This window comes from Mixta hanseatica, assembly GCF_023517775.1.
Classification (GTDB): domain Bacteria; phylum Pseudomonadota; class Gammaproteobacteria; order Enterobacterales; family Enterobacteriaceae; genus Mixta; species Mixta hanseatica.
This window is the reverse complement of the sequence record NZ_CP082904.1, coordinates 4,284,897-4,302,229: the sequence shown is the minus strand read 5'-3', so window position 1 is coordinate 4,302,229 and position 17,333 is coordinate 4,284,897. Positions and strand designations below refer to the sequence as shown.

Below are 17,333 nucleotides of genomic sequence, written 5' to 3'. Positions count from 1 at the left end.
GGCGGACTCCACTCGAACAAAATCGATAAGAAAATAGGCGCTGAAACAGATCAATCATCATTGTTGACGCATGCCAGTGACAGACATACGAACCGCTGTCCGCGGTTGCTCCGATCCCGATCGCAGAGAGGATCGTTAGCGGAAGGGCGGATCATAGCGCAAAGCGAGACAGAGATCTTCACTTTCTACACAGTTTTGATCCATTTTATCCACAGGCATTGAACGAGGCTAAGTTTACTCCAGGCTGGATGAAAGGCGCGGCGGGATCGCCCCCATTGATGCAAATTTCCGGCAGCCGTCACGTTATTAGCGCAACGCGGCTGCAAACGATCGGCAGAAGATCCCGCGCGATCCTTGCGCTTTATAATGGACCCCGTATAATTCTCGTCCCGGCGTGATGCGCCTTGTCGATTTCGACAGGATTTGCAGGTCGATTCGGGCAGCAGGCGCGCGCAATAAGCGAAGTAAATTGACTCCGGACTGTACAATTATTACAATCCCGCCTCTTTATTAAAGATACACTGAGGCGTCGGTCGTTTTACTGAACCGGGTACGCGTCACCACGTGAAATTTTTCAAGTTTAGGTAGAAATCGCCATGAAACGCACTTTTCAACCGTCCGTACTGAAGCGCAACCGTTCTCACGGCTTCCGTGCTCGTATGGCAACTAAAAATGGTCGTCAGGTTCTGGCACGTCGTCGTGCTAAAGGCCGTTCTCGTCTGACCGTTTCTAAGTAATAAAGCTAACCCATAAGTGGTTAAGCTCGCATTTCCCAGGGAGTTACGTTTGCTAACTCCCACTCATTTCACTTTCGTCTTCCAGCAGCCACAACGGGCTGGCACGCCGCAAATCACCATACTCGGCCGCCTTAATTCGCTGGGGCATCCCCGTATCGGTCTTACCGTCGCGAAAAAAAATGTTAAGCGTGCGCATGAGCGTAACCGGATCAAGCGATTGACCCGCGAAAGCTTTCGCCTACGCCAACACGAACTCCCTGCAATGGATTTTGTGGTCGTGGCCAAGAAAGGGGTCGCTGACCTCGATAACCGTGCGCTAATGGAAGCGTTGGAGAAATTATGGCGTCGTCACTGTCGCCTGGCGCGCGGCTCCTGATTGCGCTGATCCGCGTTTATCAACGCGTCATTAGCCCTCTTCTGGGACCACACTGCCGTTTTAACCCGACCTGCTCGCAATATGGTGTTGAATCATTGCGCAGGTTTGGAATGATAAAAGGCAGTTGGTTGACGGTTAAACGCGTATTAAAATGCCACCCTTTAAACCCGGGTGGTGACGATCCGGTGCCGCCAAAAACCGACGATAACAGAGAACATTAACGATGGATTCGCAACGCAATCTTTTTCTCATCGCTTTTCTGTTCGTGTCTTTCATGATCTGGCAAGCCTGGCAAACGGACCACGCTCCGCAGCCGCAGCAAACTCAGACCACGCAAAACACGACAGCAGGCGGTGATGCCGCTAATCAGGGTGTGCCTGCCAGCGGTCAGGGCAAAACGATCACCGTTAAGACTGATGTCCTGTCTTTACACATCAATACCCGCGGTGGCGATGTGGAGCAGGCGCAGCTGCTGACTTACCCGGATAAACTGGGTTCTTCTCAGCCTTTCCAGCTACTGGAAACCACCCCTGGCTTCCTGTATCAGGCACAGAGCGGCCTGACCGGCAGAAATGGGCCGGATAATCCGAATAACGGCGCACGTCCGCTGTATAACACCACTCAGGATAGCTTCCAGCTGGCTGACGGTCAGAGCGAACTGCGTATCCCAATGACTTTCACCGCAGAAAACGGCGCCGTCTATACCAAGACGTTTGTGCTGAAGCGCGGCGAATACGCCATCAACGTTGAGTATCAGGTCAACAACACCACCCAGCAACCGCTGGAAGTGGCGATGTTCGGCCAGCTGAAGCAGACCATCGATCTGCCGAAGCATCGCGATACTGGCAGCAATAACTTTGCTCTGCATACTTTCCGTGGCGCGGCGTACTCCACCAGCGACAGCAAATATGAAAAGTACAAGTTTGACACCATTGCCGATAACGAAAACCTGAGCACCACCACCAACAACGGCTGGGTTGCGATGCTGCAGCAATATTTTGCTTCCGCATGGGTGCCGCGTACCGCCGGTAGCAATACGCTCTATACCAGCAACCTGGGCAATGGCCTGGCGGCGGTGGGCTATAAGTCGGCGCCGGTAGCGGTGGCGCCGGGCGCGCAGCAGACGCTGGCGGCGACGCTGTGGGTTGGCCCGGAAATTCAGGACAAAATGGCGGCGATCGCACCGCATCTTGACCTGACCGTGGATTACGGCTGGCTGTGGTTTATCTCTCAGCCGCTGTTTAAGCTGCTGAAGTTCCTGCATAGCTTTATCGGCAACTGGGGCTTCTCGATTATCGTTATCACCTTTATCGTACGCGGCATCATGTACCCGCTGACCAAAGCGCAGTACACCTCGATGGCGAAGATGCGCATGCTGCAGCCGAAAATTCAGGCGATGCGTGAGCGTCTGGGTGATGATAAGCAGCGCATGAGTCAGGAAATGATGGCGCTGTATAAGTCAGAGAAGGTTAACCCGCTGGGCGGCTGTCTGCCTCTGATTATTCAAATGCCGATCTTCCTTGCGCTGTACTATATGCTGATGGGCTCGGTAGAACTGCGTCATGCGCCGTTCGCGCTGTGGATCCACGATCTTTCCGCGCAGGACCCGTACTACATTCTGCCGATCCTGATGGGCGTTACGATGTTCTTCATTCAGAAGATGTCGCCGACCACCGTTACCGATCCGATGCAGCAGAAGATCATGACCTTTATGCCGGTCATCTTTACGGTGTTCTTCCTGTGGTTCCCGTCAGGTCTGGTGCTGTACTACATCGTCAGCAACCTGGTAACCATTATCCAGCAGCAGGTGATTTACCGCGGTCTGGAAAAACGTGGCCTGCACAGCCGCGACAAGAAGAAAGCGTAACGGCTTGAATTAATTCAGTTTCAGGCACAACCTAACAGGGGCGGATTTTACCGCCCCTGTTTATTTGTTGCCTTCCGGTCATCATAATTGGTGCAACGCTCGAATAAACTTAAGGCGCGGGGAGTGCAGGCAGAAGAGTAAAGCGTCCTGCGCCAGGGATGGCGCAGGCCGAGCTGTCAGGGATGACGTTTTTTGCGTCTTTACGATCTGCCTGCACTCCCCACGCAGGCACCTTTTTATCTGAGGCAGTTAACTGGCCTCCTTTTTATTACCGTAGTGAGAGAGTTTCCATGAGCCATAACGATACGATTGTCGCCCAGGCCACACCGCCAGGACGTGGCGGTGTGGGTATTCTGCGTATTTCCGGCAGCAAAGCGGCGGAAGTTGCCCAACAGCTGTTGGGGAAACTGCCGAAGCCGCGTTACGCTGACTATCTGCCGTTTAAGGCTGCGGACGGCAGCATTCTCGATCAGGGCATTGCGCTCTGGTTTCCCGGTCCGCACTCCTTTACCGGCGAAGACGTATTAGAGCTACAGGGACATGGCGGCCCGGTGATTCTCGACCTGCTGTTGAAACGCGTTGCCGCGTTGCCCGGCGTACGCATCGCCAATCCGGGTGAATTCTCTGAACGCGCGTTTCTTAACGATAAACTGGATCTGGCTCAGGCCGAAGCGATTGCCGACCTGATTGATGCCAGCTCTGAGCAGGCCGCCCGATCGGCGCTGAATTCGTTGCAGGGCGCGTTTTCCCTGCGCGTTAACCATCTTGTGGAAGCACTTACTCACCTGCGAATTTATGTCGAAGCGGCTATCGATTTCCCGGACGAAGAGATCGACTTTCTTTCCGATGGCAAAATCGAAGCGCAGCTGGATACCGTCATGCAGGATCTGAACGCGGTACGCGCCGAAGCGCGCCAGGGCAGCCTGTTACGTGAAGGGATGAAAGTAGTGATTGCTGGCCGCCCTAACGCCGGTAAATCCAGCCTGTTGAATGCCCTGGCCGGACGCGAAGCAGCTATCGTGACCGATATTGCCGGCACCACGCGCGACGTACTGCGCGAACATATCCATATTGATGGCATGCCGCTGCATATCATTGATACCGCCGGTTTACGCGATGCCAGCGATGAAGTAGAACGTATCGGCATCGAACGCGCCTGGCAGGAGATTGAGCAGGCGGATCGCGTCCTGTTTATGGTGGATGGCACCACTACCGACGCCACCGAGCCCGCCGCCATCTGGCCTGATTTTATTGCCCGCTTGCCCGATTCGCTGCCGATTACCGTGGTGCGCAATAAGGCGGACGTTACCGGTGAAATTCTCGGCCTGACTGAAGTAAATGGTCACTCACTTATTCGCCTTTCTGCCCGTACCGGCGAAGGGGTGGATATATTGCGTGACCATTTGAAGCAAAGCATGGGCTTTAATGACAATATGGAAGGCGGCTTCCTGGCGCGTCGCCGCCATCTCCAGGCTCTGGAGTTAGCGGACACTCACTTACAACAGGGTAAGGCGCAGCTGCTGGGCGCCTGGGCTGGCGAGCTGTTGGCTGAAGAGCTACGGCTGGCGCAGCAGGCGCTGAGTGAAATTACCGGTGAGTTTACTTCGGACGATCTGCTGGGTCGCATCTTCTCCAGCTTCTGTATTGGTAAATAAGCGCGCCGCGTGCGGCCGTTGCTTAATAAAGAACTCAGCAATAAAAAAGACGCCGTAGCAGCAGCCCCTGCCCGGCGTCTTTTGTTTGGTCACGCCATCAGAAGCTATATTTCGCGCCCAGCATCAGGCTGGCATCCTGATAGTGATAGCGCCCCTGCTGCAAGGCTACGCTGCCGTTAAGCTGAAAGTTATCACTCACTTTCCCTTCTACGCCGGTTTTAAGCTCCACGACATTACGACCGCTGTTCTGCTGTACGCTAAGCTGGTTCAGGCTTACCCGGTAGGGATCGCTGTTATGCAGCCAGCTGAGCTCCATATAAGGCCGCAGGTCGCTCTCGCCGGGCTGCTTTGACTCGGTTATCCAGCCCCGAATGCCGATACGGCTGATTAAGTTACTGTTTTTATTTTCTACCTGCGTCCCGTTTTGCTCACTCAGCCGCACGGTTTTCAGGCCGTTAAAAATAACCTGCGCATGCGGCTGCAGATAAAAACCATAGCGACGTTGGTTGTCGCCCTGCCGCTCCCACGCCTTCCAGCCATAGCCGCCCTCCAGCGAGGCGCTCAGACCTTGCAGATGATAGCGTTCGCTACGCAACGCTTTTCCGTCGACGCTGCCGGTAAACCAGTTATATTGCAGCCAGCTATCCAGCCACGGCCCGCTATCGCTGTTCTGCTTAGCAAACCAGGTGGCGTAAGCGCCCAGGCTGTAGCCGGAAAGCGTGCTGCTGGCGGTATTGCCACTGAGTGTAGAACGAATATTGGTCGCCTGACGGCCATAGCCCACCATCGGCCCGAGGTGTAAACGGCCATGGTTTGCATCCGCTGCCTGCCACAGATCGCCGCCCAGCTGTACGCTATAGCGATTGCCCTGTGCGGCCAGCGTATCCGCGATGCGAGAGCGACTGTGCCCGGCGGTTTGACGTAGCCATAAACTGCCCTCGCCTGCCTGCTCGCTATCGCTCAGGCTACGGTTACCCAGACGATCGTAGAGACTGAGATTAAATAGCGTGGCGGCCGCCGCGCTGTTAGCAATATAGCCGCCGGCTTCGGGGCGAAACACCGGTGTACCATCGGCAGCATGGTTGGTTAAATACCAGTTACCGGCCTGCGCGCCTGCGCCTCGTCCTAACCGGTACTCGTAAGCGCCCGCGACGATACGCCCCTGTTGTACGAATTCGCCTTCAGATGCGCCGTTAACAGCCACCAGTTGGATGCCGTTAAGCGTTTTAGCGCCAATGCCACCCGCGTTCAGCACCTTCACTCTGGTCGATCCTGAGCTATTCCCGTTAACGATAAGCCGGTTGGTCTCTGCACTATCATTACCAAGGCGCGTATTAAAAATCAGCGTGCCGTTATCACCCTGATAATTACCGGCAACAACCAGCTTGTCGCTGAGGCTGCCATGATTCAGGGCGATGATGCCCTGGTTGATAACGCTCTTTACTGAAGAAGCAGCGCGCATTTGCCACCGGCTATGGGAATAAACGGCGATATCTGCATTATTTACCGCTCCGGTCAGCTGTGAGCGATCCCGCAATATCAGCGATGCGCTGCTGCCAGGATCGACATGCACATCGCCGTTCAGAAGGGTGCGACTGCTGGCCTCCAGCGCAACGTGCGAACCATAAACGGCGGAACTTCCGTTATCCTTAACCGTAATAACCTTTAATAGTTGTTGGTTGCCGCCCTGCAGGTAAGCGCCATTGCTGGCCTGTATCTCAAGCCGGGCCGCCGTAACGTTTATCGCCTCCTGCGCTGCGCTGGTCAGTTTGACGTTATCAAGTCGAAGCTGATTACGCTGCGTTGCGGCATTATTGGTAGCGGTAGCCGCGCTTTTAACCAGCAGTGCAGGCGCATTGCCTGCGCTGATTAACGTACTGTTATCAAACGCCATATAGCCGGATTGCATCAACAGGGCGCTGGCGTCTTTGCCGTGCGTTGTAACCTTTATCCCGCTCGCCTTGACCTTGCCCTGACTATATGCCCCGATACCCACAGCCCCGGCGCCCCGGGTAGCTATCGTGCTGTTAGCGATATCAAGCAGACCGCCCAAGGCGCTGACAGCGCCCCGGCTATGATCGCCGCTGGTTGTTATCGTAAGATCATTACCGCGGATCAGATTCTGCGTATAAATAGCGTGGCTCTCCAAGCCGGAAGTGGTCAACGTAACGTTTTCCGCCTTCGCCGTCCCGTCCAGCGTATTTAACGCATGAGCGTTATTGCCGAAAGTGGTGAGCGCAGCATTGTTAATCGTTAAATGCGTGTCCAGGTTCGGCAGCCAAACCGCATCGGCATTGTTACCGTAAGTGGTATAACTGCCGCCGTCAGCCACTACGCTGGCGTTCTGGTTGATATCCATCGCCCTGACATCATCGCCGGTGGCGATAACCTCAACGTTATTCAGCTCTGAACGTGAATTACGAATCAGCAGAGCGTACGCATTTTCCACCTGAATATGACTGTTTGATAATGTTGTGTGGGTTAAAGACCCCCAGTCGCCGATACGCACGCCTCCGCTCAGCCCTTTGGCAATAACCGTAATATTATTGGCGATCAATTCACCCAAATTTTGTTGAATGCCATAGCTGACTGAACTGCCGTTGAGAGTAAATCGGCTATTAGTGATTCTGGCCGTTGTGTTTTCACCGTTCAGGATCACGCCCGCAGAAACGCTTTTGCCATGTATATCCACATTTAACCCATCGGCAAGTAGAGACGAATTATCCTGCAACCGGATGCCGTAACCGTTGGTCCCTGACAGCGTAATATCGCTATCCTTTATCTCCACCACTGAACTACCGCTGGCGGCCACGCCATGAGAACCTCTTTGTGCGGTGTGGATGGTGCTATTAACGACGGAAAGATAACCTGATAAGACATCAAGAGTGGGACGCGCTGCGGCGTTATTCGCCAGGCTGGCCCCCTGAATGGTCAGCCTGCCCTTATTTTCCACCCGCGCCACTGAGGAGGTTTCGCTATAAAAGTTCAGTGAGGGGTAGACTACCAATTCGCTTCCATCGCCAGAGACATATAGCGGCCAGCCACCCGGTTCATAAGTAATATAGCTGGAGGTGACCTCGGTGCGATGCCCGCTGGTTTCATGCCACGGTGAGGCGCTACTGGCCGAAAAAGGCAGCAGGGTAAGAAACAGATAAGCGCAACCCGCGTCATTATTAAAAGGAAAGCAGTGCCAATATTTTCCGCTCATAGTCATTCCTTTATTTTTTATTATTCCATAGATTAAAAAGCCGTTAAAATGTGGCCCATTCAATCGATAGTTATCATGGCGCCTGAAAATAATAAAAGTCAAGACGCTTGTTTTACCCAGTCACATATAATCAACGATGTAAGTTACGGTTCCGGTTAATTCGCCCAGAGTGACTTTTTCTTGTGTGCGATAATAGGCTGCCCTTAAAGGAACGTTTAAATATTGATTACCTTTGGAAAAATCACCAATCTTAAACTTTGAGTTATTTCCGCTTTCAATAAAGGAGCCATTACCATCCTGATGTAATATTTGAAACCCTATACCTTCAGCCATTTTCCCGAAACGATCAAAAAATGGATAAACGCCATTTTGCGCTAACCCTGCTACTGGCGTACCGCTGAACGCCATATTAATAGAAAGCGTACTCCATAATTTTCCGTTACAGCGCAGTAAGACTGAAAAATCCGTTACGTAATTATCAGCCCGACCGCTACCCGGCAGATCGGCAACGTTTAACTCAGGCAGCGTTTGATGAATAGTGGGCGTGGTGATATTACAGGTATAGGAGGAAAAAGAGAGATCCCGGACATTTGTGGCTCGATAGCGCATATTCCCCGTGCCCGCATCGCCAATTGAGAATAAAATTACGTCGTTGCGAAAAGGCGAGAGAGCCACGTTCGCTCCGGTTTTTACCAGTTCAATACGTACAGGAATACTAAGTTTCGTATAGTTTGATGTCGGCATCCCGTTAATAAACATCTTATCGGTAGTATAGCCGCTATCATAAACCTTACTAATCTTATCCCTGTCTCCATTAATCGTGACATAAAATGCCAGTCCGCTCTTATCTCCCAGGGCATTATCGGTGTTGTGCCGATTAATATATATTTTTTTTGGGCCTGGCGACATTATCGTTTCGGTATTGAATTCTTTGGCGCACCAGAGATCAAGGTTCATGGTGACATCATAAATAGTTGTTCCCACAGGCAGCATATCCGGAATTTGATTAGGCAACTTATTAAAATCAAATGCGGTAATACTGTTGGTAATATGTGAATCAGAATCGCAGACAATGATTGTGGCATAACTTTTATTGCAGACCAGGCATAACATTCCCAGCAAAAGAAATGCCCCCGTGCTGCACAGATCTTTTTTTATTAGCTCCATGATTTTCTCCGAAATTCAGCGCCAGCTTTATTGTATGGCTTTAGCCAGCGCTTCTTGTCTGATCGCCGGTGTCGGATAACGACATGTGGTATTGAAACGCTGAAATTTACGCTGCCGTTTAGGCGTATTTTCCGGCAGGTTAACTTCAAATAAACAGGTATAGCGACTCTGCGGTCCCCAGCTGACCTGTAAACGATTGGTACGATCTTGCAGGCGGAGATACATTTGGCCGCCCTGAGCAACGATCCCAACATCACGTCCATCTTCGGTTTTTACGCTGGCGCCAAAAGGCAAGGCTTCCCCATCCGGCAGCTGCGCATGGATTAATACTGCGTTGCCCTGTTTAGTGGGATAATTCACTTTCACTATCGCACCGGCACGCGGCACCACCTGTTTAACGGTAGATTCCAGCTCAACATCCAGCGCCATCCCGCTGGGGTTAATCGCGATTTTATTGATGCGATAAGGCGTGAGATAAGGCACCAGCGCGTAACCAGCCTCGTTGAAGACCACACCCGGGTAGCCTTCAATTGTCGCGCCCGCTGCGCCTTTAGCCTGAACCACAGCCTGTGTATCGCCGGAATAGGGACTGGCGACCAGCGCATCCGGCAGCACAACCAGGCTGCCATTCATTCCGGCGGTATAAGAACGGTAGTTTTTACCTTGTGCGTAGCTGGCTTTCAGTTGCGTATTGTTGAAACGATAAGAACCCGACACATTTCCTGAGCTGTCGCCATTATTTTCACGCGCCACGCCCGCGTTGTAATCGAACTGATTTTTTTCACCCAGCACCCCGCTTAAGGCCAGCTGGGTTGAAATGCCATCATCACTGCGCGTGGTATAGCTGTTCACATACGGCGTAGAGGATCCCCGGCCCAGCGGCAGAGAAAAAGAGAAAAGATACTGCGTTTCGCTGTAGTTAGCTGTTTTGGCGCGGTTGATGCTTACACCATAATTGACCCGCTGAAAACGGTTGTTATAGCCCAGCTGATATTGCACATCACTGCCCTGCCGACCCCAATAATTTTCGATATAACCGCTGGTATAAATGTTGCCGCCGCTCTCGCCTAACTGCTGGTTTAAGGTAAGGGATAAGCGATTATGCGGACGGTTTAGCGATGTTCCCGGCCGCTGATTTTTTTTCTGATGCAAATCCACTAACTGCGTGGCGTTGGCCAAATCCAGATAGCCTGAGGAAGAGAAACGGTAGGCGGCAACGGATATCGTACTGTTGGTGGCCGAAATGAATTTGCTGTAGCTGCCCCGAATGCTGATGCCGCTCTGTGCACTAATGCCGTCATCAAAACGGGCGCCGGTGGTATCCAAAGCAAAAGCGCCTATCGATGTGCCGATGGCGCCGCCGATTAGGCCGGCAAGATAATCACCGGTGCCCAGCAGGCCGCTATAGCCAGTCAGCCAGTTATTGATGCCGTACTGAACGGTTGCCTGAAATACCTTTGGCGTATAGCTGACGTTTTGATTGCGCAATGTCCCCATCAACAAGCTGTAGCGATAGCTGCCGGGGCGGATCATTTCTGACACCGAGGCGTAAGGCACAATAAATGCTGTTTCCCGTCCATCAGATTCGGTTACCGTTACGCGCAGATCGCCGCCATAACCGGAGGGATAGATATCATTGATGGCAAATTCGCCCGGCGGAACCGTGGTTTCATAAATCAGGGCGTTATTTTGTCGGATCTGTACACGCGCATTTGTCTGGGCAATGCCGCGCACGACGGGGGCATAGCCGCGTTGAGAATCAGGCAACATCTGTTCAGCCGTCGCAAGCCTTATGCCCCGGAACATAAAAGCGTTAAACATCGTCCCCGAGCTGTTTGCATCGCCGATCAGTAGCCTGGCGCGTAGTGGCGTAATATCCCGCTGCAGATTATTGCTTAATACCGCATAGTGGTTGCCGTTATCTTTGTTCCATCGCCATGCCCCGGCATGACGAAACATCCAGCCATGAAAGTTAATGCTGCCGCCCAGCTTGCTATAAAAAGATTCTGTATCAAACTTACCCGATTCCTGTTTAAAGTAGCTGTTATCGTAACTGGCATACAGCGCGTTGCTGCCTTCTTCCCATAGCTCCGGGTCAACATAACCGCGCGCGGCTCGGTTAAGCCACGCCTGCGGTATCTGTAGGTTAAGCCGCATATCACCCAATACCATGCGCGCCTGGGAGGAGGGTTGCAGCGATTCCAGAGCAGTGCAGCTGTTCTCCTGACGCAGGGCATCTTGCTGCGTGGGTGAAAGCAGGCTGATACGAAAACCGGTCAGTTTAATCAGCGCCTGATTAAAACAGATAACAGATTCCTCTTTATCTGCCCGCACAATGACATTTTCTCGCCCCAGCAGCTGGTCATTTAAATAAATATCGCTAACATACAGGCCTGGCGGGATTTTAAACTTGCCGTTAAAACGGGTAATATCAATGCGGTCACCTGCTGTCTGGTCAATAAATATGGGATCAAACGTCACGTCAGTAGCCGCTACGCTATGCGACATACAGAAAACAATGGCGCAAATTCGCCACGGCAGCGCCTCTTTTCTTGCAGGATAAAGAGAATCGTGAAAGGAGAAGAAAGATGACATAAAGGTGCCCTTCATGAGGTGGGTTATTTAATGTGATTAAATCTCTCTTTCTATTGGAACGCTGGCGCCATAATCGTTGATATAAATATATTTGAATTTACTCAGGGTAAATTTATTTCCCGGAAAAGCGTAAACGGCTTTTGAAAAAGGGGCGATCATTTCCCCTGGCGCATTCAACGTTCCGCTCGCCGACTTCGCTTCTACTGATGTGATAGAAATATGAAAAGGGGAACGATTATCTGCTTCAAGAACGGTTTTTTTATTATCTTTTACTAAACGCCAGATGATTTTTTCCGCAGCCTCTGCCGGTGAAGCATCCTGCAGCGCTTTTGGCCTGAAAAAAAGCTTAATCCGGGTACGTATCGCCATTTGCAATAGATTCTCGCCCTTGCCTGACGCCTTAGGCGGAATATCTAACACGTTTAGCCAGAAGACAGACTCCCTGTCTGCGGGTAAATTAAATCCTTCCTCCAGATAGCTAATGCGCAAGGTTTGTCCCTGATGCGGTTCAATGCGCGTAATGGGAGGAAGCAGAACAAAGGGAACGTTAATATTTTTAATTTCCTGAGATTTATTACCGCTATCAATCCATGACTGAATCAGAGAGGAATAATCGTTTTGACTTTCCAGACGTACGGTAACCTCGTTTTTTTCTTCAGGATAAATAACGCGCGTACTGTTGATGACAATGCCGGCCGAAGCAGACATTGCGGTTAACAATAAAGCGGAAAAGAGCAGTGAAGAAAATTTTATATTCATCCCTGAAGCAGCCCCTGAAGTTAACGAATAAAAATGAATAAATGCAAGAGCATAACTCCTGCATTTTTATCAAATAACAGGACGCGGATTATTGATAATCAATAGAATAGGTCACTGATGTCGCCAACTCACCAGCGGTTGCCTTGCCTGTCGCATAATAGTACGCGCTGTAAATCAGCTCGGCTGAGCCGCTGGACGACAACGCCGTAGCTGGGCTATCACGCTGAATGGTGTTACCGACATACACATCAGTTTCTCTGTCGTCTCTCAGTTGAACCTGTACCTGCTTCGCACCGTTGCTAACCATGTTAGTCAGGCGGCCGGTAGCCGCATCAACCGTTGGGCCATGCTCAAAATAGGCGCGTACGCTACCGGTAGTGGGCGTACAGTCCGTCAGGTTCAAGGTGAAGGCGGTTCTGCCCGCCAGCTTGCCTGCGGTATCCAGCGCAGAGGTAGACAAGGAAGGCAGGGTAATCACGGCATCTGCGGCGCCGTTATTAACTTTTACCGTACAGGTCTGCTGTGTCAGTTTGCCATTGATAGTAATGGTCCCATCTGCCGCGCTGGCCGGAAATGCCATAACAGTCACTGTTAGCGCCATCGCTGTTCCTAATAATTTTTTTTGCATTGTAATCTCCATTTATTTTGCATAAAAAAGATGTTGCGGTTAAATGACATTTTCAACTTTCTGGCGTCATGTATTAACGCCAGAAAAAAGAAAGCTCCAGCAATTTTCATTTAATGAGTTAATCATAAACATTCACATCTTCGCCGCAGGAGGCCATATTGGCCGGTTAACCGACGCATTGAAGATATTCTGTTGCCGCATCGATGATAATCTTAATTAAAAACAGGCGACCCCACACTAAATTTTAAATCACTAACTCTTTTTCCTGTGAAATAGATAACACGCTCCAGTAAAAAGGATAAATAACGCATCCGCTACTTATCTTACTGAATAGTTTAAACAGGCGTGGGAATGTCGCTTATCTCGGCAGCGGCAAAATTATATCAAACCATTGCTCAATAGTTTTATTGAACCATTCGAATGTTTTCTCCCAGCTGTTTACCATGCCATACATGGTCCCCACAATACTGCCGGTAACGCCGCCAACCACTACGCCGCCAAGACTACCGATAATGCCAGCGCCCAGAACCCCTCCACTCTTACCGCCTACCGTAGCGGCTTTTAATATGCCAGAAGCAGTGCCGGCAATGCAGCCAATTGCCATAGCGCCTATGGTTTCGAAAAATTCGCCGCCTGAAACCTGACTTATTTCATTCAACGTTAAATTGCGCATATAAATATCCTCTTTAAAATGAGTTAATTAATTGATTACCACAGTTTCGGTCAGGTATCCTGACGTTCATATGCTATTTACAGACCAGAGCGACAACAATAGTAAAGACTCTATTATTTCCTTTTGCTCAGTAGATTTTTTTAAATTTACTAAAGCCGTTCTTATAGAGAGGAGATATTTAAAAGCACACTTAAATACCTGTTAATTAGTTTTCTTTATTATGAGAAAGCATATAGCGACCTTTATCGATTTCCGTTACGCTTCCCTGGTTTAACAAAATAATCCTGTCGGCGCTACAGATGGTTTCAGGCCGATGGGCGATGATAATGCGGGTTACCGGCATATTTTTTATCGCCTCATTGATACAGCGTTCGCGGTCGACATCAAGATGACTGGATGCCTCATCAAGAATAAGCAGCGACGGCCGACGATAAAGCGCTCTGGCTAATAATACGCGCTGAATCTGACCGCCGGATAAGGAAGATCCCATATCGCCCACCAGACTATGATAACCCATCGGCATCGCGGCGATATCCTCATGGATCTGCGCCAGTTTTGCCGCGGCCTCGATGTTTTCCTGGACCGGAGAGGCATCGAAAAAGCTGATGTTGTCGGAAATGGAGCCGGCAAACAAAATATCGTCCTGCATAACGCAACCCAGACGATCGCGGTAGTTGCGCATGCCCAGTTTTTTAATGTCGATACCGTCTATTTCTATCTCGCCCGACTCCGGCTTCAACAGCCCCATTATCAGCTTGGCCAACGTGGTTTTACCCTGTCCGGAAGGGCCGATAATCGCCACCGACTCGCCGGCTGCCACGGAGAGAGAGCAATGGTGAATCACATACGGCTCCGTTTCCGCATAACGAAAACAGAGATTGTTAATAGTCAGCGAAGGCGGCGTATCGCCTGCTCTGGCAACCGCAGGCAGCAGCGTTTCCATATCCGCCTCCGGTTCGGTTAATACAATATCAGCCAGACGCTCGCCGTGCAGACGCAACATGGTGAAATCGATAACGGCATCAACCAGCCCTGAAGCGCGAGCGATAAACTGATCGGAAAAGCTGATAAAAGCCACCAGCATCCCGCTGGTAAAATTGCCTTCAAGCACCTGCAGGGCCGCCATCCAGATCAAAACAATACGCCCGATGCCAGAGATCAGACTTTGTATCGAACTAAAACCGATCGATAAACGCCGAATCGCCACGCCTTTATTAGTGCTTTCCACCAGCGCATTGGCATAGGCCGCGACGCGGATTTCCTGTTTGTTATTCAGCTTCACCGCCTTAACGCCGCGAATGGACTCAAGCAGTTGGGATTGCGCCCGCGCCGCAGCGGTAATCTGATCTTCATTGGCCTGACGAAAGGGACGGAATGAAACCCAGCGGATCAGGGTATAGGCGACCAGCAGAGCCAACACCAGCCAGGCCAGCTTAACGTTGTAGATAAACAGCATGCCCAGCGTGACAACCGCCATAATGCCATCAAGGATAGAGCTGATAAAGCGGCCGGTAAGGGTACTTTGTATGGTGCCGATGGAACCAAAGCGTGAAAGTACATCGCCCACGTGCCGCGTCTCAAAATAGGAGACCGGCAAGCCGAGCAGATGTGAACAAACATTCGCTGTCCATTGCACGCTAAGCAGGCTGGAAAACCAGGTTGTCACCCAGGATCGCAACGCCGATATCGCTACGCTTAGTAAGGTAACGATAATAAAACCGCTGCCCAGCAGCGTAAGCAGGTCATAATCTGCCGAGACTAATACCTGGTCCATTACCCACTGCATATAAAAAGGGGACAGGATGCCAAAGAGTTCCAGCGCCACCGACAGAATTAAAACCTGCGCAAGAGCCGAGCGGATGCCGATAACGTTCCCGATCAACTTTAGCATGGAGATGGATTGTTTTTCCTGCACCTGGGTGAAGGTAGCGCCGGGCAACAGCTCCAGCGCAATGCCGGTGAAGCAGCGCGATACCTCATCCAACGGAATGTCACGTTTTCCTCTGGCTGGATCGTGAATGGTTATCTTCTCTTTCGAGACACTTTTCAGCACTACGAAATGGTTCATTTCCCAATGTAATATGCAAGGGCAGCGCAGCTTCTCCAGTTCATCCAACTCAAGGCGCAGCGCTCGTCCCGCCATACCCAATTGATGTGCGATCAGCATCACATCCGCCAGCGTGGCGCCCTTTAGCGAAGTGGGAAACCGCTTACGCAGCGTGACCATATCGATGCCGTGCCCAAAATAGTTGGCAATCATGCCGACACAGGTCATGCCGCACTCCGTTGCCTGCGTTTGCTGCATAACCGGTAATTTACGGCGCCAGCTAAAATTCAGTGCGTCTAAAAACTTCATGAACAATACCACTCCCTATGGTGTGCCGATGGCGATTTAAATTAATTCCCTGAACGACGGCCAAGCGCATAAAGCGGCTCCAGAACCCATTCATAGAGGCGTCGGTTATCGATCAGGAAATCCGCCTCAAGCGCACTGCCGGGACGAAGCTTTTCCTTGCGGCCATAAACGTTGATCTCTTGCTTATCCAGCTTAACCACCACGCGATAATGCTGTTCCTGGATATTATTAGTGCCGGTAAGCGTGGCAACCTCCTGTGGCGACAGCGCCACGCGGGAAACGTCAATGACCTTGCCATACTGTTGACCAAATTTTTGGAAGGGAAACGCCTGATAGCGCAGCACTACTTTCTGCCCGGGCTGAATGAAACCGATCGCCCGGCTACTGACCATAATGCGCGCCTGCAGCTGCCCATCATCCGGCAACAGTGAAAACAGTGATTGACCGGCATTCACCATTTGACCCGTTTTAGTCATCACCGAGCCCACCATGCCATTCGCTGGCGCACGCAGCACCACCGATCGCCGTGATTCGTTTTCAGCCACGGATTGATCGATTTCAGACAGTCGGCGCTCAATCTCGTTTTGTTTATTTCGTGCATTCATCGGCAGTTCGCGCAGCTGCTGGCGCATTTGGGCCAGCTGCTGCTGCATATCCAACTGCAGGCGGGCAATATCCTGTAGACGTGTTTCAGCATCGATAACCGCCGCTTCCTGCTGCTCGACCTGGCTATTTGAGGCGTAGCCCTGCTGGCGCATCAAGGTGATTTTTTCCTGTTGCCCGCGCGCCAGCCGGGCCTGGCGGGACCGCTGTTGCTGCTGAAGACCCAGCTGCGTCAGCTGGGCGCTTAACAGCCGTTCGCGCTCTTTAAGCCCTTTCATCTCCTCGGCAAACAATTTTTCCTGATTGTCTAAATCAGCTTTCAGGCGAGCACGTTGAATATCCAACTGCTGCGCCACTTTTTCACGCGTGAGCCCCAGCGCGGTATAAACCTCCGAAGAGATGGTGGCGATCGCCTCACCCTTTTTCACGCTCTGACCTTCTTCTACGGTAATATCCACCACGGTGCCCGTGGTGATGGCCGCGATATTCATGATTCCTTTCGCCGGCAACAGCTGCCCCGATGCGGTTTCGCGCTTGGTATAACTACCAAAAATAAAGAAAGCGGCTATTGCCAGAGTCATTACCCCCACGAAAGAAACGATTAACCAGCGCCAGGGCGGGCAATATAAAGCCACGGTGCCAATCATGGTGGTTTTATTCGCCTCCAGCGCTTCCTGACGAAATAATGATTCACTCATTCAATTAACGT

At 51.3% G+C, this 17,333-nt stretch carries 13 protein-coding genes; 5 read left to right on the top strand and 8 right to left on the bottom strand.

Annotated elements, in window-relative coordinates:
- The first annotated feature begins 596 nt into the window (after positions 1-596).
- The 5 genes from rpmH to mnmE all read left to right on the top strand — a co-directional run bounded on the left by rpmH (position 597) and on the right by mnmE (position 4,635).
- Entirely contained in the window at positions 597-737 is a 141-nt protein-coding gene (gene rpmH, locus K6958_RS20335; protein ID WP_003849659.1) for a 50S ribosomal protein L34, read from the top strand.
- Positions 738-753: 16 nt separating this feature from the next.
- Positions 754-1,113, top strand: coding sequence for a ribonuclease P protein component (gene rnpA / locus K6958_RS20330; protein ID WP_038629327.1), 360 nt, complete (start codon positions 754-756; stop codon positions 1,111-1,113).
- Entirely contained in the window at positions 1,077-1,334 is a 258-nt protein-coding gene (gene yidD, locus K6958_RS20325; protein WP_249892760.1) for a membrane protein insertion efficiency factor YidD, read from the top strand. Before rnpA ends, yidD begins: the two co-directional genes overlap by 37 nt.
- Before the next feature lie 2 nt (positions 1,335-1,336).
- The gene (gene yidC / locus K6958_RS20320) at positions 1,337-2,980 is read left to right on the top strand and encodes a membrane protein insertase YidC (RefSeq protein ID WP_249892759.1); all 1,644 of its coding nucleotides are present in this window, start codon (positions 1,337-1,339) and stop codon (positions 2,978-2,980) included.
- Positions 2,981-3,270: 290 nt separating this feature from the next.
- Positions 3,271-4,635 carry a tRNA uridine-5-carboxymethylaminomethyl(34) synthesis GTPase MnmE gene (gene mnmE / locus K6958_RS20315; protein WP_249892758.1) on the top strand — a complete coding sequence of 455 codons (1,365 nt, stop codon included), beginning with the start codon at positions 3,271-3,273 and terminating at the stop codon, positions 4,633-4,635.
- 97 nt (positions 4,636-4,732) lie between these two features.
- Here the strand turns inward: mnmE and K6958_RS20310 are convergent, their stop codons facing one another.
- From K6958_RS20310 to K6958_RS20275, 8 genes are all read right to left on the bottom strand, one after another.
- Positions 4,733-7,843: an autotransporter family protein gene (locus K6958_RS20310; RefSeq protein WP_249892757.1), complete on the bottom strand. Its 3,111-nt coding sequence runs from the start codon at positions 7,841-7,843 to the stop codon at positions 4,733-4,735.
- 120 nt (positions 7,844-7,963) lie between these two features.
- The gene (locus tag K6958_RS20305) at positions 7,964-9,010 is read right to left on the bottom strand and encodes a fimbrial protein (protein ID WP_249892756.1); all 1,047 of its coding nucleotides are present in this window, start codon (positions 9,008-9,010) and stop codon (positions 7,964-7,966) included.
- A 27-nt stretch (positions 9,011-9,037) separates the two neighbouring features.
- Entirely contained in the window at positions 9,038-11,605 is a 2,568-nt protein-coding gene (locus K6958_RS20300) for a fimbria/pilus outer membrane usher protein (RefSeq protein WP_249892755.1), read from the bottom strand.
- A gap of 36 nt (positions 11,606-11,641) precedes the next feature.
- Positions 11,642-12,364: a fimbrial biogenesis chaperone gene (locus K6958_RS20295; protein ID WP_249892754.1), complete on the bottom strand. Its 723-nt coding sequence runs from the start codon at positions 12,362-12,364 to the stop codon at positions 11,642-11,644.
- 88 nt (positions 12,365-12,452) lie between these two features.
- Entirely contained in the window at positions 12,453-12,992 is a 540-nt protein-coding gene (locus K6958_RS20290; RefSeq protein ID WP_249892753.1) for a fimbrial protein, read from the bottom strand.
- A 358-nt stretch (positions 12,993-13,350) separates the two neighbouring features.
- Entirely contained in the window at positions 13,351-13,665 is a 315-nt protein-coding gene (locus K6958_RS20285; RefSeq protein ID WP_249892752.1) for a hypothetical protein, read from the bottom strand.
- A gap of 205 nt (positions 13,666-13,870) precedes the next feature.
- A complete protein-coding gene (locus tag K6958_RS20280; protein WP_249892751.1) occupies positions 13,871-16,021 on the bottom strand; it encodes a peptidase domain-containing ABC transporter in 2,151 nt (716 codons plus the stop codon).
- Between the two features lie 41 nt (positions 16,022-16,062).
- Positions 16,063-17,322, bottom strand: coding sequence for an HlyD family secretion protein (locus K6958_RS20275; protein WP_249892750.1), 1,260 nt, complete (start codon positions 17,320-17,322; stop codon positions 16,063-16,065).
- Positions 17,323-17,333: the final 11 nt, after the last annotated feature.